At 44.1% G+C, this 21,146-nt stretch carries 17 protein-coding genes; 15 read left to right on the plus strand and 2 right to left on the minus strand.

All coding sequences use genetic code 11. The features are described from left to right. Positions 1 to 250: 250 nt before the first annotated feature. The 4 genes from AAHF22_RS20715 to AAHF22_RS20730 all read left to right on the plus strand — a co-directional run bounded on the left by AAHF22_RS20715 (position 251) and on the right by AAHF22_RS20730 (position 3,423). Positions 251 to 754: a hypothetical protein gene (locus AAHF22_RS20715; protein WP_347326921.1), complete on the plus strand. Its 504-nt coding sequence runs from the start codon at positions 251 to 253 to the stop codon at positions 752 to 754. A 495-nt stretch (positions 755 to 1,249) separates the two neighbouring features. Beyond that, entirely contained in the window at positions 1,250 to 2,587 is a 1,338-nt protein-coding gene (locus tag AAHF22_RS20720; RefSeq protein WP_347326922.1) for a hemolysin family protein, read from the plus strand. A 189-nt stretch (positions 2,588 to 2,776) separates the two neighbouring features. Further along, on the plus strand, positions 2,777 to 3,037 hold the full coding sequence (locus AAHF22_RS20725) for a YqkE family protein (protein ID WP_347326923.1): 261 nt from the start codon (positions 2,777 to 2,779) through the stop codon (positions 3,035 to 3,037). 185 nt (positions 3,038 to 3,222) lie between these two features. Then, complete coding sequence (locus AAHF22_RS20730; RefSeq protein WP_347326924.1) at positions 3,223 to 3,423, plus strand: YwbE family protein; 201 nt, start codon at positions 3,223 to 3,225, stop codon at positions 3,421 to 3,423. A 315-nt stretch (positions 3,424 to 3,738) separates the two neighbouring features. Here the strand turns inward: AAHF22_RS20730 and AAHF22_RS20735 are convergent, their stop codons facing one another. After that, a complete protein-coding gene (locus AAHF22_RS20735; protein WP_347326925.1) occupies positions 3,739 to 4,560 on the minus strand; it encodes a hypothetical protein in 822 nt (273 codons plus the stop codon). 260 nt (positions 4,561 to 4,820) lie between these two features. Here AAHF22_RS20735 and AAHF22_RS20740 point away from each other — a divergent pair, with 260 nt between their 5' ends. The 4 genes from AAHF22_RS20740 to AAHF22_RS20755 all read left to right on the plus strand — a co-directional run bounded on the left by AAHF22_RS20740 (position 4,821) and on the right by AAHF22_RS20755 (position 9,296). Continuing rightward, on the plus strand, positions 4,821 to 5,729 hold the full coding sequence (locus AAHF22_RS20740; RefSeq protein ID WP_347326926.1) for an aldo/keto reductase: 909 nt from the start codon (positions 4,821 to 4,823) through the stop codon (positions 5,727 to 5,729). Positions 5,730 to 6,142: 413 nt separating this feature from the next. Then, positions 6,143 to 7,081 (plus strand): ZIP family metal transporter, encoded by a 939-nt coding sequence (locus tag AAHF22_RS20745; RefSeq protein ID WP_347326927.1) that lies wholly within the window; start codon positions 6,143 to 6,145, stop codon positions 7,079 to 7,081. Between the two features lie 946 nt (positions 7,082 to 8,027). Beyond that, positions 8,028 to 8,807 carry an alpha/beta hydrolase gene (locus AAHF22_RS20750; RefSeq protein ID WP_347326928.1) on the plus strand — a complete coding sequence of 260 codons (780 nt, stop codon included), beginning with the start codon at positions 8,028 to 8,030 and terminating at the stop codon, positions 8,805 to 8,807. 171 nt (positions 8,808 to 8,978) lie between these two features. Further along, the gene (locus AAHF22_RS20755) at positions 8,979 to 9,296 is read left to right on the plus strand and encodes a thioredoxin family protein (protein WP_347326929.1); all 318 of its coding nucleotides are present in this window, start codon (positions 8,979 to 8,981) and stop codon (positions 9,294 to 9,296) included. Positions 9,297 to 9,489: 193 nt separating this feature from the next. Here AAHF22_RS20755 and AAHF22_RS20760 read toward each other — a convergent pair whose 3' ends face one another. Then, entirely contained in the window at positions 9,490 to 9,939 is a 450-nt protein-coding gene (locus AAHF22_RS20760; RefSeq protein WP_347326930.1) for a MarR family winged helix-turn-helix transcriptional regulator, read from the minus strand. Positions 9,940 to 10,295: 356 nt separating this feature from the next. On the opposite strand from AAHF22_RS20760, the gene def reads away from it, so the two are divergent. The 7 genes from def to AAHF22_RS20795 all read left to right on the plus strand — a co-directional run bounded on the left by def (position 10,296) and on the right by AAHF22_RS20795 (position 21,135). Then, positions 10,296 to 10,871 carry a peptide deformylase gene (def, locus tag AAHF22_RS20765; protein WP_347326931.1) on the plus strand — a complete coding sequence of 192 codons (576 nt, stop codon included), beginning with the start codon at positions 10,296 to 10,298 and terminating at the stop codon, positions 10,869 to 10,871. A 251-nt stretch (positions 10,872 to 11,122) separates the two neighbouring features. After that, on the plus strand, positions 11,123 to 12,916 hold the full coding sequence (locus tag AAHF22_RS20770; RefSeq protein ID WP_347326932.1) for a sensor histidine kinase: 1,794 nt from the start codon (positions 11,123 to 11,125) through the stop codon (positions 12,914 to 12,916). Positions 12,917 to 12,967: 51 nt separating this feature from the next. Next, positions 12,968 to 14,530, plus strand: coding sequence for a response regulator (locus AAHF22_RS20775; RefSeq protein ID WP_347326933.1), 1,563 nt, complete (start codon positions 12,968 to 12,970; stop codon positions 14,528 to 14,530). A gap of 663 nt (positions 14,531 to 15,193) precedes the next feature. Next, positions 15,194 to 16,174: an ABC transporter permease gene (locus AAHF22_RS20780; RefSeq protein ID WP_347326934.1), complete on the plus strand. Its 981-nt coding sequence runs from the start codon at positions 15,194 to 15,196 to the stop codon at positions 16,172 to 16,174. 127 nt (positions 16,175 to 16,301) lie between these two features. Next, a complete protein-coding gene (locus AAHF22_RS20785) occupies positions 16,302 to 17,204 on the plus strand; it encodes a carbohydrate ABC transporter permease (RefSeq protein WP_188777384.1) in 903 nt (300 codons plus the stop codon). A gap of 164 nt (positions 17,205 to 17,368) precedes the next feature. After that, positions 17,369 to 19,054 carry an ABC transporter substrate-binding protein gene (locus tag AAHF22_RS20790; RefSeq protein ID WP_347326935.1) on the plus strand — a complete coding sequence of 562 codons (1,686 nt, stop codon included), beginning with the start codon at positions 17,369 to 17,371 and terminating at the stop codon, positions 19,052 to 19,054. A gap of 734 nt (positions 19,055 to 19,788) precedes the next feature. Further along, on the plus strand, positions 19,789 to 21,135 hold the full coding sequence (locus tag AAHF22_RS20795; RefSeq protein WP_347326936.1) for a GH1 family beta-glucosidase: 1,347 nt from the start codon (positions 19,789 to 19,791) through the stop codon (positions 21,133 to 21,135). Positions 21,136 to 21,146: the final 11 nt, after the last annotated feature.

Here is a 21,146-nt window from a genome sequence, read left to right on the forward strand (position 1 = left end):
CGCCTTAGAATAAACATTGGAATAAACCACCGGTTTATCTGATGACCTTCTAGGAGGCACTTTAAGCAGATGAAGGGCTTTTTGCTATTCCCCGACTAAAGTCCAGGTTGACGTATTACCCGGGGACGGAAGCCGCTCTGTGGGCGATATGTTACAATGAATTTCAGTGAACATCATGAATCGGCAACGCTTTATTGTTAGGATTGGATTACATAGTGACATGGACTGATGATAAAAGGAGGGATTGCGCATGATTAGAAGGGCGATTCTTGCGCCTGTTTTGCTGCTACTTGGCGTGTATTTATTTTTAAATCCGGGTGGTTCGGGTAATGCAGGTGAGATTTTTGCGATTTTCTGGCCGACATTGTTTGTCATTCCACTGGGGCTGTTTTTACACTGGTTGACCTTTTCACTTGTAGGTAGAAAAGGCATAGGGCTGCTCATACCGGGCGGAATTTTGATCGTGAGTGGACTGGTGAGCCAGATTGCGCAAATGTTCGGGTTGTGGAGTGTGATGTGGCCGGGCTTCATTTTGGCGGTGGCGGTCGGATTGTTTGAATTTTATTGGTTCGGATCACGCAATAAATGGTTGCTCATTCCGATTAACTTGCTGACTGTGCTGTCCTTGTTGTTTTTTGCTGTATTTTCGATCGATTCGGTGTTGTCACGCTTCGTATTTGTGCAGCCGCTAGTAGCGGTAGCACTGCTGCTGGGTGGAACGTGGATGATGTTTGCGCGTAAGCAGGAGTGGTAGGCGTAGAGTGCTGATTTTGAACGATGATTTGAAAAGATGATTTTAAATGATGGAGCGAATTGCGATTTAAGAGGGAAGTAACAGAGAAAAGCAATTCGATGAAAAAGCCTGTTCTAGTCATAGAGCAGGCTTTTTGCTGTTGATATGAACCTGTTCTAGTTTGCGGCTGTGTGTTTGCAGGCATATTATGCAGAATGATTAGGAGTAGATGTCGTAGATATAGTAGATGTATATAAATAGTGCGCTCTTTTTATGGATATACAATAGTCATGATGATCGGAGGCATGAATGGTAATCATCGATAGAAACGACGTTAACAGACATAAGTACAGAACGCCAACACACTTCTTTTTGCCTCATCTAACTCCATGACTTCATTGCAATGAATGTTACAACACGCAAAAAGGTAAGAAAAAGTGCAAATCCGGGTATATACTAGAATGATTGAGTAAAAGGATACATATAGCAAGCAGAGAGAAAGGGGAGATACGATCCATGGAGACGATGAACGTTATTCTCGTCATTTTACTCATTTTATTGACTGCCTTTTTTGTGGCGTCCGAATATTCGATTATTCGTGTACGGGTATCGCGCATTAATCAGCTGGCAGAGGAGGGCAATAAAAATGCCCGTGCCGTGCAGTCAATCATTAGCAAGTTAGATGAATTTCTGTCCGCCTGTCAGCTGGGCACCACATTAACGTCGCTGGCACTTGGTTGGCTGGGGGAGTCGACGATTGAGGAGCTGCTGCATCCGTTATTTGTGCTGTTGCATGTGCCGGAAGCGATCACGTCGATTCTGTCGTTTATACTGGCATTCTTGTTGCTGACGTATTTTGAAGTTGTAATCGGGGAGCTGGTGCCGAAGTCATTTGCGATTCAGGTAGCTGAACCGATGGCATTGTTCTTTGCACGGCCGATGATCGTATTTTACCGGATCACGTATCCGTTTAACTGGGTGCTGAGTCGTTCTTCACGCCTTATTACCGGTCTGTTCGGAGTAAAGCCGATCTCGGAGCATGAAGCGGCTCAGAGCGAAGCCGAGCTTCGGTTTGCATTGTCTGAAGGGTACAAGAGCGGTAGCATTACACCGACGGAGTATCGGTATTTGAACAATGTGTTTGATTTTGATGAGCTGGTCGGTAGTGAAATTATGGTGCCGCGTACCGAAATGATCTATATTGCACAGGATGCGAATTTGGCGCGCTTCTATGAGATTGTGAAAGAAGAGCCGTTTAGCCTGTTGCCGGTCGCATTGGAAGGTGATAAAGATAAAATTATCGGGTTGCTAAATGTAAAAGAAGTGCTGCGTGATGTTGTGCAGGTTCAACATTCACCAGAAGAATCGATTGCGCCATTTATCCGTCCTGTATTGCAATTGATCGAAACCGTACCTGCGCGTGAACTGCTGGGACGGATGCAAAAGGACAATATTCATATGGCGGTGCTGCTTGATGAATATGGGGGAACCGCAGGCATCGTCACGCTGGAGGATGTACTGGAGGAGATCGTGGGCGATATTCCGTCCAAATCGGATAGCGAACCACCGCCAACACCAGCGATTACCAAGCTAGGCGAAAAGCATTACCAGCTTCAGCCACAGGCGCTCATTCATGAGGTGAATCGTCGTCTCGGTACCGATATTGAAGCAGGTGAAGCGTATACAATTGGTGGCTGGATCTGGTCGCGTAAATTCAATGTGCGTGAAGGTGATTCGGTCGTCGAAGATGGATTTGCTTTTACGGTGACCCGGATGGAGCAGCAACATATTCGTGCGATTGAAGTGCAACCGTATGTAGAAGACGATACGATTGATATGGAAGCACAAAAATAATTATTGCTTCGATCGGCTGCTTTGATTGTAATCTATTGTATTGTGATCTATTGTGCTGTAGCTTGAAGGACAGTTGGCTGCTAGAGGCTCATTCGCTTCTTATGATATAATGGAGGGAAGCAGTATTACGATATTAGCCCATACCGTAGGCTGACATCACGTATTATATGAATCAGCGGGGTGAATACGATGGCGAAAAAGAATAAAACAGCTGCACGTCCGGCAGCAGCATCGCAGGACAAGCCAGCAACGCTTAAGGATATGCTGAGTGCTGATGTGCTTGATAAGCTGAAAGCACAGGCGACAGAGCTACGTGAGCAAGAACACGAGCGTCAGGAGCAACAACGCCGCGAGGTAGAGGAAGAACGCCGTGCTGAGCAAAAGCGCCGTGACAATGATTTTGGCTATTTGCTGGAAAATAGCAAGCAGGATTGGAAGAAATACAAGTGATCGAACTATGATAAGCATACGGATCATCTGTTAAAGGTAGCACCGGTGTGTAGAGTGTGGCAGTTGCTGCCGGAACGCCGGTGCTCTTTTTTTGTGAATATCCGATGCTATGCGATAAAATAACATCTATAGCTAGTAAGTATAGAGTGTATGACTAGCAGAGATGAATGAGAGGGATATGGAATATGAATGGACAAACACGAGCAAACATCCGTCCAGGTCTGGAAGTGGATATTGTACTCAAGCAGGATCAGCGCTCAGGCAAATTGACGCGTGGAGTCGTGAAGGATATTTTGACCAATTCACCAACACATCCGCATGGAATTAAGGTGCGGCTGGTATCTGGAGACGTGGGACGGGTAAAGTTAATTATTTCAAAAAATTAAATAGAAAATAACAAAAAATGTATTTTCTTTAATACTATCCGTAAGCTTATCTATTAGACACTAAAGTATATTTTAAGAACGATCTTTTTCTGAAGTTCTTTTGGAGGAGCGGTTGCTGAGGTTACCTTAGAAACGTTCCTCATTATAATACGTCAAATGATCTGAAATATTTATTGTTGCGTTGTTTCTTCGCTGTATTGGTTGACTGTCTTTCTTTTTGAGCATAAAAATTCGGTTTTTATAATTAATCTTGTGGTAGCATCATATTTTTTCATTTTCTACCTTAAGCAAAATGCCTTAATAGATTTTTTAGTTTTATTCAATAGCTAATATTGGGCATGCGCAATCAGATATAGGAGTAATGAAGATATTAAACCTTCTCATAATTGAATGCCAATGAGAAAAAACATTTAAATGTAATGAAGAAAATTTGGTTGCTTTATAAGTTCTTCCTGTTCTATCTTTTCCTAAGTTAGCATTAAGATAATATCCGTAAAATGCACAAGCAACTAAAAAGGCATCCCAACGGTGCTCTTCTTCATAAACGGTTGAATATTTTTTTGAGGTTTTTGGATTAATAGGTCGTAAGGGTAATTTTCTGATTGCAGAGTTATTAGTACAAGGTATTTTATAATTAACCCCACTAATAAAGCCTTCGAATAAAAAAATTATTTTTTCTTCACTTTTCTTAGTCCAGTGAGTATATTCTGTAGTAGTAGAGAATGTAATATTTTTTGTTTTTCTCAGCAAATCAAACAAGTTTAATATGATTTTAATCCCTTGTACACTAACAGTTGAGCCTATTTGTCCAGACCAAGATGATTGACGTTCTTCTTTAAATCTATAATCATTTTTAAGAGGAGAAATTGGAAACCACATTGGAGCTTCTACACCTATTGCTACATGGTTACCTATTTTTAAATCATTATAAATTAAATTCGATAAAAGTTTAAGATCATTTCCAGACACATAATCTGTCCCGTTTATTGATGAACAATCAATTATATTATCGATATTTTGATTTTTTGGAGTAATTATAGGGACATAATTATTAATATCGTTTGGACATTTATGCACACGCACCCATGCAAAATTGTTTTTTCCCCCAGCATCTAATGCATAGACTACAATTTCCAATTTAAATTGCTCCCTTATTTAAAATATATAGGTTTCAAAGTTTAATGGATATAAAATTTATTATATTATACTTTTAAAATTATAATACAAAAATGTAATATAGTACCTAGAAAAAACAGAGTATATAATCAATTACTGGTATCTAGAAAAGTTTAATGGGTAAACCATATTATTATGTCTAATAACTTAATTTAACTATCTTAGTCTTGTTTTATTTAAAAATTAAGTATAGCCATTCAAACAGGAAAGGGGTACACATCATGAGACAAAATAAATTAGGCGCATCCGATCTCGTTGTAGGCGAAATCGGCCTTGGCTGTATGTCGCTCGGTACAGATGAACAGAAGGCGACTGCACTGCTACATGAAGCACTGGATCTGGGCGTGACTTTGCTGGATACCGCTGATCTATATGATGAAGGTCGCAATGAGGAAATTGTTGGCAAAGCGATCAAAGGCCGTCGTAGCGATGTTGTACTCGCCACGAAGGTCGGTAATCGTCGTGTTCCAGGCAAAGACGGCTGGGTATGGGATGCCTCCAAAGCGTATATTATGGAAGCTATAAAGGACAGCTTGCGTCGTTTGCAAACCGATTATATCGATCTGTATCAGCTACATGGCGGTACACTGGATGATCCGATTGATGAAACGATCGAAGCATTTGAGCAACTGAAGCGCGAAGGTGTCATTCGTCAGTACGGCATTTCTTCGATTCGTCCCAATGTCATTCGTGAATATGTGAAACGCTCACATATCGTCAGTCTGATGAGTCAATACAGCATACTGGATCGCCGCCCGGAGGAAGAAGTGCTGCCGTTGCTGGCAGAGCATGGCATCAGTGCGATCGTCCGTGGTCCGGTAGCAAGCGGTGCCCTGGCACATGGACGCGAAGACAAGGCACAAAAAGGCTATCTCGGTATTGAGGGCGACGAGATCGTGGCGCTGCGTCATCATTTGGAACAGCTCTGTGGCGAAGGCCGCAGTCTGACTCAGCTGGCGATTCGTTATGCACTGGCACATCCAGCGACAGGAGCCGTCATTCCAGGTGCAAGCTCATCTGAGCAATTGCGTCACAATGTAGAAGCAGGTAATCTGCCGCCACTGACCGATCAGGAAGTGGCGCTGATTCGTTCGCTGCGTCCAGCTAATACGTATACACAGCATCGTTAAGCACTACAAAATGGATACATGGATATATTGTATAAATAGGCGCTAAAAGATGGATATATGAATATGTAACATCGATAAGTGGCATAACATCGATTGATGTATAAGTCACATCGGTTGCCATGTAGGATCGATCACCAGTCGATCAAAATACCCGCAAAAGCTGTTCTCCTCTAAACGGAGAATAGCTTTTTATTTTATACATAGTGTAAGCGTGGAACTGTCCAACCGGTTCATGCACCTAGCGGAATGAGTACGTGTTACGAGAATAAGCAAGGATAAAGAAAAAGAGGAAATAAACATAATCAAACGTTCATTCATGATCAATACGAAGAAATTGACATAAAAAGCATGACACACCTCGTCAATCTGGTTAATAAGTGGACAGAGTGAATTGTAGACGGGAGGCGACGAACATGTGGGGTGCATTGATGTGGGGAGCGATTGCAGGCTCAGCGGTATTGCTGGGCGCTGTAGTGGCAGCCTTTTTTAAAATTCCGAAAAAAATCATTGGCTGGATTATGGCATTTGGTACAGGTACGTTAATTGGTGCCGCCTCGTTTGAATTGTTAGAGGATGCAATCGAAGACGGTGGGCTGGCAGCGACAGCGATCGGGTTTCTCGTCGGGGCAGTCGTATATACAATCTTTGATCTGTACGTGTCCAGCAAGGGCGGTGCGAATCGCAAACGCTCGTACATGATGAAACAAGCCATATCGCCCACAAGCGATCAGGGAACAGGGAAGCAGATCGATGAACAGGCGGATTCAGCTTCTACATCACAGCAGGCAACGAGCCAAACGAACAGCTCACAACTAGCCTCTAATGCACATCGTGGCACTACAGGCGCTGTACAGGCACATACACATGATCAAGGAAAGCAAACCGATAGCTCTCATTCAAACGAGCAAGGCAAAGACGGCAAAAGCCAGAGCGGACTCGGTATCTTCGCCGGTACTGTTATGGACGCGATCCCTGAATCGATCATGATCGGCGCTAGCTTGCTCACAGGGCAAGGCGTGAGCGCAGTGCTGGTCGTATCTATTTTCGTTAGTAATATCCCGGAAGGACTGTCCAGCACTGTAGGTATGCAGCAAAGCGGCTTCTCCCGTAAAAAAATATTTTGGATGTGGCTCGCCGTCTTAACCATCTCTGCACTGGCTTCTATGCTCGGCTACCTGTTCCTCGAAATGCTACCGAAGGAACTAAAAGCAGGCATTGGCGCCTTCGCCGGCGGCGGTATCATCGCCATGCTCTGCTCCACGATGGCACCCGAAGCTTACGAAGAAGGCGGCCCGATCGTCGGCTTAATCGCTTCAATGGGCTTGCTGGCAGCGCTGGTGTTGAGTATTTGATTGATTATGCTCGGTCATAGTCATACGCAGATTGGTGCTAATCGCGGAATACACTGCCAAAAGTGAACATTAGAACGAAGAATTAAAAACGAACAAATAAAGAAAATAGCTGGTTTAAAAGGAAGCAATAAAAAGTCAACACAGTTGGGCAAATAAAAAGGCGATCGGTTGTATTGAGCTGATACATTGATGATTTATTCATCGATGCATCGGCTTGTTTTGTGAGGCTTATTTGTCTTTTAAAGTGTATGTACTATGGCAAAATTAGAGTAGATGAGTGGAACATTAAGGTTTAAGTATTGTGAGAAGGTAGCAAAAAGAATAGTACAAATTGATAATTAGTCTGAGATACATTTTAAAGCAGAACTCTACAGATAGAATGCGATCAGCATAAAGCGGAGGCAAGGAAATAAGGGGGAAAGGACGACCTCTAGTGTTAGCGATCTCCTAACACGGGGTGCAATGAAAAAGTAATTTTTGCGAAGCAAAATATTTTACCGCTCTAGTGTTAGCGATCTCCTAACACGGGGTGCAATGAGAAGTGATTTTTGCAGAGCAAAATATCTTACAGTTTCTAGTGTTAGCGATTTCCTAACACGAGGTGCAATGAGAAATGATTTTTGCAGAGCAAAATATCTTACTATTTCCGTGTTAGCGATTTCCTAACACGGCAAGCTACAATTCATTATTAATCCGTAGATTCCTATGCGATACGGGATTCCGTCCTTTATTCCTCACTGGAAGTAATATACCTACCCACACAGAACATCCATAGTGACCTTCACTCAAACTAAATTAACACTACAAGCAAGCGCCTACACGACATCAGCCATAGGATTTGCTATACTACCAAGAACAACCCATTTTAAACATGCCATCCAACTCACTCTAATCCATCCTACAGACTACAAATTCAATTGATGCTGCCGGAAGAAGGAGAGTCGTCATGAAGGGAACCTTATTGATCGAGAGACATGCCGGACGGGAATTGCTCATTTATTTGCCGCCTTCCTATGAGCATGCCAGTTATCCATTACCTGTCGTATACGTTCAGGATAGCGGGGATCTGTTTGATCCGATCTTAAATGGTAATATCTATCATCTGGAGCTGCGATTTGCGGCAGGCACATTGCCTGAGCTGATTATGATTGGCATTACGCCGCAGGATCGCATCCATGAATATACGCCGTGGTCTGCGCAGAAGCTGCAACCCGGTCGCCATTATGATCATTTTGGTGGGCGAGCGAGCCAGTATTTATACACGTTAACGCATGAGATTAAGCCGTGGGTCGATCGCAACTTTTATACCGATCCAAGACCGGAATGTACAGGCATTATTGGTAAGTCGCTCGGTGGACTGGTATCTTTATTTGCTGCCTATGTCTATCCCGAAGTGTTTGGACGCATTGGGGCGATGTCAGCTTCACTATGGTATGAAGGTTTTGTGGAGTTTATGGCGGAACGCGAACTGTTACCGGGATTACGGGTGTATATGGATATCGGTTCACTAGAAGGGGTACAGAAGCAGAATCGTCAACGGTTGATGCAGTCGTTAACGAATGAGGCGGCAGTGATTTTATCCCGCAATCAGCAGCAACCCGATCAGCTATATTTTGTACGTCGTGAGGGCGAGGATCATGAAGAGGATTCTTTTTATCGTCGTTTTCCTGAGATGATGGACTGGTTGTTCGCGCGTAATACGATTCGTTTGCTGAATGAAAAATAGAGAACAGGCATAGACGCTAAGCCAAAACACCTTGCCAAATTCGCTTCAAAGACGGATAATAAAGAAAGATATTTCTTGAAATTAAGATAGATTGCCGTAAGATAATTGGTTTAAAATCATCCCAACATGACGCAAGCTGGTTTACCAGCATAGAGAGGAGCGACTTTACACATGGAACGCATTCAAACAGAAGAACAATATCGTGACTTGATCGACGGTCAGGAATACACAGTGATCAAATTTGATACGAACTGGTGCCCGGACTGCAAAACACTGGATCGCTTTATGGGAGATATTATCGAGCAAAATCCAGAAAAACGCTTTTTCGCAATGGATGCCGAGAAGTTTCAGGATCTAGCAGAACAAAATGAAGTACGTGGTATTCCGAGTCTGCTCGTGTATCGTGGCGGCGAAAAAATCGCCCATCTGCACAGCAAATTCGCCAAAACACCTACTCAGGTATCCGAATATCTCGCAGACATTAAGTAATTTTACGAAGTGGCTAGCGGTTACGATTAAAGTAGCGGGTCATTAAACGTTATGCCTACAATATATAACGTATACAACTTACAACGACTATAACCTATACAAAAAATAACCTATACAAAAAAGCCTGACAGCACATCATCATCTGTCAGGCTTTTTGCTGTATTCAAGGTATACCATACGAGAGCCATAATGGTTATTTCATTGCCAATTGACGGCGTCGTAAAACAAGCTGCTCTACACTGCGCAGATGCAGTAAAAGTTCATCCGCTTCATCATCGCTCAAATCGCGAATGTTCTCTACTAGCTTTGTTGCCATAATGCCAAAAATCTTATCCAGTGCGCGTCCACCTTTGCGTGTGATCGAAATGCTCACATAACGACGATCCTGATCGGAGCGTGTACGCTCAATCAATTCTTCCTGCTCCAGCTTATCGCAAATCTGAGTCACTGCACTTGTTGTCAGTCCTGTTGCTTTCACGATATCTGTACCGTATTGACTACCGTTGTTAAGCAAGAAATGCAGGATGAAAATTTCAGTTGTATTCGATTTGAGCTGACGCATCAGCGTCGGAAGTTCCATAATTCGTGGCATGCGATCTACCAGCAGCAAATAACTTTTCAAAAGCTCTCCAGATGTTTCCAATTGTAAAATCCCCCTCAATCAAAATAAATAAAACTGTTAGTTAATTATTGGTATAATGAAAGCAACCGGAAATGGATTGGCTATCATAAATGAATTATGTAGAGCGCCAGGATGAAAGAAACCAAAATCCAAAAACAGTCTTATTTCATTCGTTCAAACATTTCTTAAAACTTCCTTAACAATATAGTAATTTGTTACCAGTATTACGTCAATGCAAATTCGACACATTGAGACAAAAAACCGCTATCATTGACGTAAATTTGAACATTTTTTATAATTAACTATCGATATTGCCTGTTTGTATGATGATTTTAAAAAATAAATAATATTTTAAGTAAAAGGTGGCATCAGCTACATTGAGTCAATCATCACTTCCTTTTGTAACTATGGATGAAATCGTACGTGAAGGGCACCCGGTATTACGCCAGGTGGCAGAGCCAGTTACTCTTCCGCTGTCAGAAGAAGACCGCAACAAAGTTAATCGCATGATGGAGTTTTTGAAGCAATCGCAAAATGAGCAAGCAGCTGAAACATACGGTTTACGACCTGGTATTGGACTGTCGGCAAATCAGATTGGTTGGGATAAGCGGGTGTTTGTCGTCTATTTCATGGATGATCAAGATCGACAGATGGAATATGTATTCTGTAATCCCAAGCTGGTGAGCCACTCGGCTGCGATGACCTATCTGGAGCATGGTGAAGGATGTCTGTCTGTAGATCGCCCGATAGAGGGCTACGTACCGCGTTACGAGAAAGTAACCGTGCAGGCATTTACGCCGGAAGGCGTCCCGTTTAAGCTGAAGCTTAAAGGATTTTCCGCCATCGTGTTTCAGCACGAATATGATCATTTGAATGGTGTAATGTTCTATGATCATATCAATCAGCAAGATCCGTTCCGTCTGCCGGATACCGAATATATTAAGCCGCTTTAATTCTAAAGTAATATATCGGCTACCGGTTGCAGTTTTATAAACTTTTATCGTCATAAATTTAATACTTTTTTAAAATTTAGGGTTAAAATGAAGACTGTCGCTTGTAGGCAGTCTTTTTCTTTGTCAGCATGTTATGATACAGTATATTTCCAGAAGCACGTTTGTAAGCGTTTTACATTTAAAAGTTAATTCGAATAAACATGCTATGCAGCGATATTTTATGCAGAGTAACTGGGGTGTATTCATGCTTAATGAGAGAGAGCTGGAAGCCAATGTGGCAGTTGTTCATCCATCGTATTAACGATATTAAAATTAAAAATAAGCTCATTATCGCGTACATCTTTGTCGTCATGTTACCGGTGCTCGTGATCGGTGGGGTCGTCGTTAATTATTTGCGTCAAGATGCATTAAACAATGCGATTGAGCAAACGACGAACAATGTGGAACGCATTAAAAATCAGATGACGACCATGTTACGGGTACCGACCAATATCTCCAATGAGCTGTTGTTTGATACCCGTCTCAGTCATGTCGTGAATACCCGTTATGATCGTGTGTATGATCTGGTTGAAGCTTATCGCAACTATCAGGAATTCGACGAATACCAGCGTCTGTATTCCGAAGTGTCAGCGATTCGCTTTTATACGACGAACGATACGATTCAGGACAATCTGGAATTTATGCGTGTGACATCAGATATTCGCAGCAGTGACTGGTATAAAGCTGCGATGAATAGTCGTATCATTAACTGGTTTTATCGCACCGACGATACGATTAGCTCAACCAAAGTGCTGAGCCTTGTACGTAAAGTGAATTTTACCGATTATACGACCAGTGGTGTGCTCGTGATTGAATTAAGCCAATCGTATCTGAATTCATTGATTAGTGCCGAGCCATTTGAGACGATGATTTTGGATGACAAAGGCAACATCGTATCTGCCAAAAATACGGAATTGATCGGCAAGCGGCTGGATGATCCGAATATTGATATTGACATTGATCCATCGGCTGGGCCGGGCATTTATGAGCATGAGGTTAATGGGCAGCTATCCAATATCGTTGTGGATACGTTGATACCGGAAAGCAGTGCGAACGGTTTGAAAATTATTTCGGTGTTCTCTAATAACAGCATCGTTCGTGATTCGAATCGGATTATCCTGATCGGTACAAGCGTACTGGTGGCCATTTTGCTCATCGGGCTTGGCTTTTTGCAAATGATTTCCCTTTTGATCACACGTCGTTTATCCAACTTAAGCAGACAGATGAATAAGCTAGGTACAGGTGATCTGAAAGTATCGTCCAATATTGGTGGTATGGACGAGATCGGGCAGTTGTCTCGTCGCTTCAATGATATGGTGCTTAGCATCCGGCAGCTAATGGATCAGGTGTATGAGTCGAATGAACGTAATACGAGGCTGGAAATTAGCCAGCGTGATATTAATTTTAAAATGCTGGCAAGCCAGATGAATCCACATTTTCTCTTTAATGCACTGGAGTCGATTCGGATGAAAGCTCATGTGAATGGGGAAAAGGAAATTGCCTACATCGTTCGTCTGCTTGGCAAATTGATCCGCAACAATTTGGAGATTGGCAATAAACATACGACGATTGAAGGCGAGATGGAACTCATTCGCTCCTATCTGGAAATTCAAAAATTCCGTTTTGGTGATCGGCTAGGATATGAGCTATTGATCGATCCCCAGACTGCCCAAACCGCGATTCCGCCACTGATCATCCAGCCACTGGTAGAAAATGCAATCGTGCACGGTATGGAAACGAAGGAGGGCGGAGGACTCATTATTATTCGTACACTGCGGATCGAGCAAGAAGTCATGATCGATGTGATCGACAATGGGATTGGAATGAGCGCCGAACGTCTGCAATATGTGCGTGAATCGTTACAGACGGATCGAGAAGGTGACCGCATCGGTCTGAAAAATGTGCATCAACGGCTGACACTTTCCTATGGACCCGCTTATGGACTGCACATTTCCAGCGCACCGAATGCAGGTACACAAATTTCGTTTAAAATTCCGTTTGTTTGAGCATGACCGCCGCGATACAGACGGATTGACCGACAATGAAGGGGGAGTATCATGTTTAAGGTAATGATTGTAGATGATGAACCAGCGATAAGAGAAGGATTGAAGACGATTATCGACTGGAATCGGATCGGATTTGAAGTCGTGGATGCAGCGGCAAATGGCCGTGAGGCGCTGCAAAAGTTTGAACGTATTCAGCCAGACCTGATGATCATGGACATTCGTATGCCGGGAATGAATGGATTAGAGGTGATTGAGCAGCTTCGTCGCAATCATAGCCGGACTCATGTGTTAATTTTGAGTGGACATGCAGACTTTGAATATGCACGCCGTGCGCTCGGTTACGGAGTGGATGGCTATTTGCTCAAGCCGGTAGATGAAGTGGAGATGGAGCAGGAGCTGCTACGTGTATATGAATCACTGGAGCAAGAACAGCATGTGGGCGCACAGCGACAGCAGCCTGTACCTGCTCATGAATTAGTAGAGCAAATGCTAATGAGTAGCTCTGGCAAAGAACAGGAGCGTGCACAGCAGGCATTATCGCTAGGCTGGCCTTCCTATCAGGTGCTACTGCTAGAGCATCATGCGAGTAGAGGCGATCATCTGGACGGGTGGAGCACGTATTTGGAACAGCTGCATAGCTGGTGGAATATGGAGCAGCGACATATCGCTTTTCGCGCAGGAAACTATATTGGCATCCTGACCGGGCGATCGTATGGAGAACGCGAGCTGAGTGAATTGCGTGAACGCTTGCTGGATCATTCCACAGCTTCGGAAATGTGGTATGCTGCTGCCGGGATGGAAGTGGATGAATTGGAGCAGCTTCACGACAGTTATGCCGATGCGCTCGACCTGTTGGAGCAACGCTTCTGGTTCGGGACAAAGGGCATGGCAGTGAGCCGAAGTAAGCCGTATGGATATGGACAGGAGCCTGAGCATACAGAACAGCCGTCTATCCTAGCACCACAGGCGAACGAATGGGCAGATCGGTTATACTATGCGGTCGATATCCGCAGTCTGGAAGCCGCTGAACGCGTATTAACCGAGTTGATGTCGGTCTGTCATCTTGCCCGTCTCGCCGAACGCGATACCAAAAGCTTATCGTCACATGTCCTATCGCTTGCACTTAGTCGTTTACCTGGTAGCGTAGCCGGCTCTGGCCCAGCCGTACAGTCATGCCTGGCGCTTATCCCCGAACTATATTCTGCGCCAACCGCTGCCAGCATGATCGATCTGATGCTACGCGGGCTGGAACAACTATTGCAATCGATCAACGGTGTTAGCCACGAGTCGGTGATGAAGCAGATGACCGACTTCATTCGCCGTCACTACAGCGATAATCTAAAACTGGAACTGCTGGCTGAAGTATTCAACTACAACAGCGCCTATCTCGGCAAAATGTTCAAAACGTACACAGGCGAATCGTTCAACCATTTTCTCGATGGCGTGCGTTTGGATCGTGCAAAGGAATTGCTCGCTCAGGGCATGAAGGTGCATAAGGTCGCTTCGATGGTAGGCTATGCGAATGTGGACTATTTTCATAGCAAATTTAAAAAATACACGGGTGTTTCGCCGTCAGCTTATCGGGAGCAGATGGAGAATGAGCAGCAGCATTGAAGCGGTATGGGTTGGGTGTTTGGATGTTAGTTGGTTGTTGGGACATCAATCACTCCAGCAAGGAATAAGGAGACGGACTCAGTGGAGGAGCGGGAATCTACAGATTAGGAGTGAATGGTAGATCCCCGCCCCTCTGAAGTTGTAAGATATTTTGCTGCGCAAAAATCACTTTTTCATTGCACCTCGTGTTAGAAAATCGCTAACACTAGAAGTTGTAAGATATTTTGCTGCGCAAAAATCACTTTTTCATTGCGCCTCGTGTTAGAAAATCGCTAACACTAGAAATGAGTCAGTTGTTCATTTTACGGATAGAACGATGATTACGAATAAGCTTTAATGAATTAGGGCATTATGTATAGTGTGTGCTCAACTCCTGTTTCGCTATAGAAACCAGGCTTTTTGTGTTGCTTGTAAGGTTCTTTTTTATCGCACTTATACAGCTCCTACCATAAAAACTGGACAACGAATCACCATTATTTTTAGTGATTCGAGCCGCTCCGACAGAGATGTCTAATTTTTATATGATTTTTCATATAATTTGTCAGGTATTAACAGTAAGCGCTTTCTTTTATAATCGATTATGTAATCCACACAGATGCGTGGCACGTTCGTACAGCATCATCCGGTCAGGATGAAGCCGATTATAGGAAGGTGGATGAGACGATGGATTCAACAACCAAGCAGGCTTCCTCCCGTAAAGGTGGAGAGAGCGCCAGCGCCCGTCAGCTCAAGACAGGCGGCTTCTGGAAAGTATTTAAGCAGCAAAAGTTTTTGTATCTCATGTCGGTTCCCTTTGTTATCTGGGCATTTATATTCAGCTATGTACCGTTATGGGGCTGGTTGATGGCTTTTCAGGAGTTTCGTCCAGCGCGCTCATTTTTTGAGCAGAAATGGGTTGGATTGGACCAGTTTATTACATTGTTTCAGGATCAGCAGTTTTACCTGGCACTGCGTAATACACTGGCGATGAGCTTTCTCGGCCTGGTTTTCGGATTTATTTTCCCCGTTGTATTCGCGATTTTGCTGAATGAAGTACGTGGGATCATGTTCAAACGGACGGTACAGACCGTGTCGTATCTGCCTCACTTTGTATCCTGGGTCGTTGTGGCCGGGATTGTGACCAAGTCCCTTTCGACCGATGGCGGGATCATTAACGAATTGCTCGTATCCCTCCATATTATAGACCAGCCGATTCAATTTATGGCACAGGGGCAATGGTTCTGGGGAATTGTAACCGCTTCCGATGTATGGAAAGAGATGGGCTGGAATACGATTATTTATCTAGCTGCCATTACCGGTATTGATCAGGAGCAGTATGAAGCGTCCAAAGTCGACGGTGCAGGGCGCTTCCGGCAAATGTGGCATATTACATTGCCAGGGATGCGGACGACGATTATCGTATTGCTGATCATGTCGATCGGTCACCTCGTCAGCATCGGTTTTGAAAAGCAGTTCTTGCTCGGCAACAACCTCGTGACCGATTATTCGCAAGTGCTTGACCTGTATGCACTGAAATACGGGCTTGAAATGAACCGTTATTCTTACGGTACAGCGATCAGTATTTTCAACTCGGTGATTAGTATTATCCTGCTATTCGCAGCGAATGGCATTTTCAAGAAAACGACGAAGGAAAGTATTATGTAATAGTCTGTAGATCTATGCGTTGCAGTCTCCGTTATGAGGTGACATCACCAGTATAAACAGCATGATACGCTACGATGTGCCTGGACGGAGGCTGCACCAACGATTCGTTTGAAAGGGGAAATCACGTATGGCGGCTAACAAAGCCTTTAACGCTACACGAGGCGATAAAATATTCGATGTGTGCAATACGATTCTTATGTCGCTGGTGCTGATCGTTACGTTGTATCCATTCTTGAACGTACTGGCGATTTCACTCAATGAATCCTCCGATACGGTACGCGGCGGCATTCATATTATCCCGCGCGCCTTTACACTGGAAAACTATTCCGTTATCTTTCAATATCAGGGACTTTTGCAAGGCGCACAAATTTCCGTGCTTCGTACAATCGTAGGTACGCTGCTCGGTTTGCTCAGTGCATCGATGCTGGCATTCACGCTTAGTCGAGTCGATTTTCAGGCACGCCGTTTTATCTCGGTATTTCTGGCGCTGACGATGTATGTGACGGCTGGTCTGGTGCCCACGTTTCTGCTCATTCGTGATCTAGGTATGATCAACAGCTTCTGGGTGTATGTGTTGCCAGGTGTTGTGAGCGCATTCAATGTGTTCATTATCCGCTCCTTTATCGATGGGCTGCCATATGCTTTGCAAGAATCGGCAAAGCTGGACGGAGCGAATGATTTTACGATCTACTGGCGTGTCATTTTGCCGCTCTGTAAACCAGTGCTTGCGACAATCGCGCTATTTCTGGCAGTAGGGCAGTGGAACGCATGGTTTGACACGTATTTGTACAATGCAAGTTCGCCACAATGGACGACATTGCAATATGAGCTGATGAAGGTACTGCAACAGAGTACACAGCAAAGCGGTGCGGTCAATGCGAATGATATGGCTAAACAAATGGCGAGCATCTCGCCAGAGTCGATTCGGATGGCGATTACGATTGTCGTTACCGTACCAATCCTTATTGTGTATCCATTCCTGCAAAAGTATTTTGTAAGCGGTATGACGCTGGGTGCTGTAAAAGCATAACCGTCCGTATATAGACGTGTCTTGCTAGCGCTATCATGTTATGGATGTAGTGTCATGTATCATGGCAATGAAGAGGATCGCAATGAACAGCTATGTGGCGGCGCTCATGTCGCCTTAGCATATAGAGATGGAGTGCAACCACTGAAATCAAAGGGGGCTTTTGAATGGCTGGTAAATGGCTAAAACGCATTATGATTCCGTTGTCAGTAGTTTCACTTGTAACAGTAACTGCCTGCGGAGGCAGCAGTGATCCTGCGCAATCGGAAACATCGGATGTATCCACACCAATTACAATTTCCTTCTTTGGCTCGGATGCAAGTCCGACCTGGAATAATATGAAGGATGACGTAGGGCAAGCGATCACGAAGGCGACCAATGTGACCATTAATGCCGAGTACGATGTGAGCGGCGGCGGTACACAAAAAATTGCCTTGATGACCGCTTCCGGCGAATATCCCGATACCATTTTCCCAAAAGGTTCGATTACGAAGCTGGTTGAAGCTGGTGCATTAATCGACCTGACCGATCTGATTAACAAATACGGTCCCAATATCAAAAAAGTATACGGTAACGATCTATCCCGTCTGCAATACAGCAAAGACGATCCGTCGATCTATGTCATTCCAACGAATGCAGGCGTAGGCGAGGCGAAATTCGATGCGGGCGGCGGTTTTGAAGTACAGCATCAGGTTATGAAAGAATTGGGCTATCCAAAAATCAAGACCGTGAAGGACTTCGAAAATGTACTGAAAGAGTACAAAGAAAAGCACCCGACGATCAATGGACAACCAACGATTCCACTGACTCTGAATGCAGATGATTGGAAAATTATGATTACGGTAACAAACCCGGCTTTCCTCGCGACAGGCGCACCGGATGATGGCGAATTCTACATTAACCCGGAAACGTATGAAGCACAGCTGCACTACAAACGCCCGGAAGAAAAAGAATATTTCCGCTGGTTGAACCATATGTACAATGAAGGTCTGCTTGATCCAGAAACATTTACACAGAAAAATGACCAGTATCTATCCAAAATCGCCAGCGGTCGCGTACTCGGTCTGATCGACCAGGATTGGGACTATCAACAGGCAGAAAATTCTCTGAAAACATCGGGCATGTCAGAGCGCACATACGGACATTATCCATTACAACTGGATGATTCGACCAAAGATCGTTCCTTCCAGGATATCGGTCCTCCCGTCGGCTACGGTATCGGTATTACAACCTCTGCCAAAGACCCAATCCGCATCATCAAGTTCCTGGACTGGATGGCTTCGGATGAAGCGCAGGTGCTGAACAACTGGGGGATCGAAGGTAAACATTATGAAGTGAAAGATGGCAAACGTGTCATCCCGCAAGATGTTCAAGATCGCAAAATCAATGACAATACAAACTTCACCAAAGAATCCGGTATTGGCATGTACAACTTCTCGGTTCACTACGGAGATAGCGTGAAAGATTCAACAGGCAACTATTATACAACGAACTTCCCTGAGCAAATCCTGGCAAGTTACAGCCAGCCAGAAAAAGATGCGCTCAAGGCATACGGCGCAACAACATGGAAAGATCTGTTCCCAGCTAAAGACGAATTCCCTGTAAAAGCATGGGGCGCAGCTTACAACCTGCCATCTCCGGATGACCCAAGCTACACTGTAGCCTATCAAAAATCGCAGGATATCGTCCGCAAACGTGTTCCAGAAGCAATCCTGGCTAAACCAGACCAATTCGACACCATTTACGATCAAATGGTATCCGAGCTGAGTACAGACGAAATGAAGAAGATGGAAGCAAGTTATACTGAATTGATCAAAAACACTGTTGAATTATGGGGAACGAATAAGAAATAATATTTCCCGGGAATTACCTATGCGTAATCGTTAGAGATAGGGTAACGATAGTAATAACTTTATACAAAGGAAAAGGAGTGCTAGTATGCGCTCCTTTTTCTTTTGCTTTGTGCGATCAGATAGTTAGGTTGTAGAGTAACCACTATGCTGGCAAGCAACAAGGGAACAGGCTCCCTTATCACACGAGAATCTAGGGCGTAGGAATACATTGTAGATTCCCGTGCTCAAAAAGGGATACTGTATCTCACATGATGATGATTAACAACATGATTTAAATCGAGAGCGCCAATTGTCACACTGAGTACTGAACGAGAGGAAAGAAATAAGGGAAAAGGACGACTTATAGTATTAGCGATTTCCTAACACGAGGTTTAATAAAAAGTGATTTTTGCACAGCAAAATATTTTACAGCTTTGGATAGTAGGCATCTACATTGTGATTCTAATCCGTAGATTCCTACCATCTATCTGAGGACGTTCCCTTATTGCTTACCGGAGTAGTGGCTAATTACACAGACGCAGCATCGCTCAACACTATAATTTTTTGCATTACTATAGAAATACACCAATACAATACTCAAACTTATAAAAGCCACAACCAACTCCTTAATTTTCCGCACCCAGAAACATAAGTTACAGCCTATCCCCCCACCACAAGATAAACTATGATGTAAGCGTATACGATACTATGCCATAAAATTCACAATCTACATATTCCGCAGGAGGTTATACTACATGACTATTTTCCAATTTCCAAATGATTTTCGTTGGGGCACGGCTACCGCTTCATATCAGATCGAAGGAGCTTATCAGGAAGGCGGACGCGGCTTGTCGATCTGGGATACGTTTGCCCATACGCCAGGCAACGTATATGACGGGCATAATGGTAATATCGCTACAGATAGCTATCATCGGTACGAAGAAGATATTGCTCTAATGAAAGAACTCGGTATCGATACCTACCGTTTCTCCATTGCGTGGCCGCGGATTATTCCAGATGGAGATGGCGAGATTAACCAGGAAGGGATCGACTTTTACCATCGCTTTGTCGATACGTTGCTAGCAGCAGGCATTGAGCCATTTTGTACGTTGTATCATTGGGATTTGCCGCAGGCGTTACAGGATGTCGGTGGCTGGGAAAATCGGCGCACGATCGATGCATTTGTCAAATACGCCGAAATTATGTTCCGCGAATTTGCTAGTAAAATTAAATTCTGGCTCACCTTCAATGAACCGTGGTGTATTGCTTTTCTGTCCAATTTGGAGGGCAAGCATGCGCCAGGCAATACGGATTTGCAGGTCGCGCTTAATGTTGGTCATCATCTGCTCGTTGCTCACGGTCATGCGGTTAAGCTGTTCCGCGATATGAGTCCGGCAGATGGACAGATTGGGATTGCGCCGAATGTAGCGTGGGCAGTGCCTTACAGCAAGAGTGCGGAGGATCGCGCTGCTTGCAATCGTAACATTGAAGTGTATGCGGACTGGTTTCTTGATCCGGTCTACAAGGGAAGCTATCCGGAATCGTTGTATAACTGGTTTAAGGAAGCTGGAGCGACACCGCCGGTACAGGACGGTGATATGGAAATTATCGCGCAGCCGATTGATCTGATCGGTATTAACTACTATCATCCGACAGTGAACCGTTACCATCCAGAAGCAGGCTATTTGCATAGTGAACCGATCGATATGGGGCTGTTCAAAACCGATATCGGCTGGCCGATCGACTCGACCGGATTGTACGATGTGATCCATTACTTACAAAAGTACGGCAACATCGATATTTACATTACGGAAAATGGAGCCTGCATTAATGATAGCCCACAAAACGGCATCGTCGATGACTCCATGCGTATTAGCTACCTCCAGCAGCATATCGCTCAAGTACATCGTGTCATTAATGACGGTATCCATTTAAAAGGATATATGGCATGGTCGCTCATGGACAATTTTGAATGGGCAGAAGGCTACCGGATGCGTTTTGGACTCATTCATGTGGATTTCCGCAATCAAGTACGTACACCGAAAGAAAGCTTTTACTGGTATCAAAATGTCATCCGTAACAACTGGATGGAAACACGTTAATGTTCGCACTC

Origin of the sequence: Paenibacillus wenxiniae (genome assembly GCF_039822605.1) — a bacterium.
Lineage (GTDB): Bacteria > Bacillota > Bacilli > Paenibacillales > Paenibacillaceae > Saccharibacillus > Saccharibacillus wenxiniae.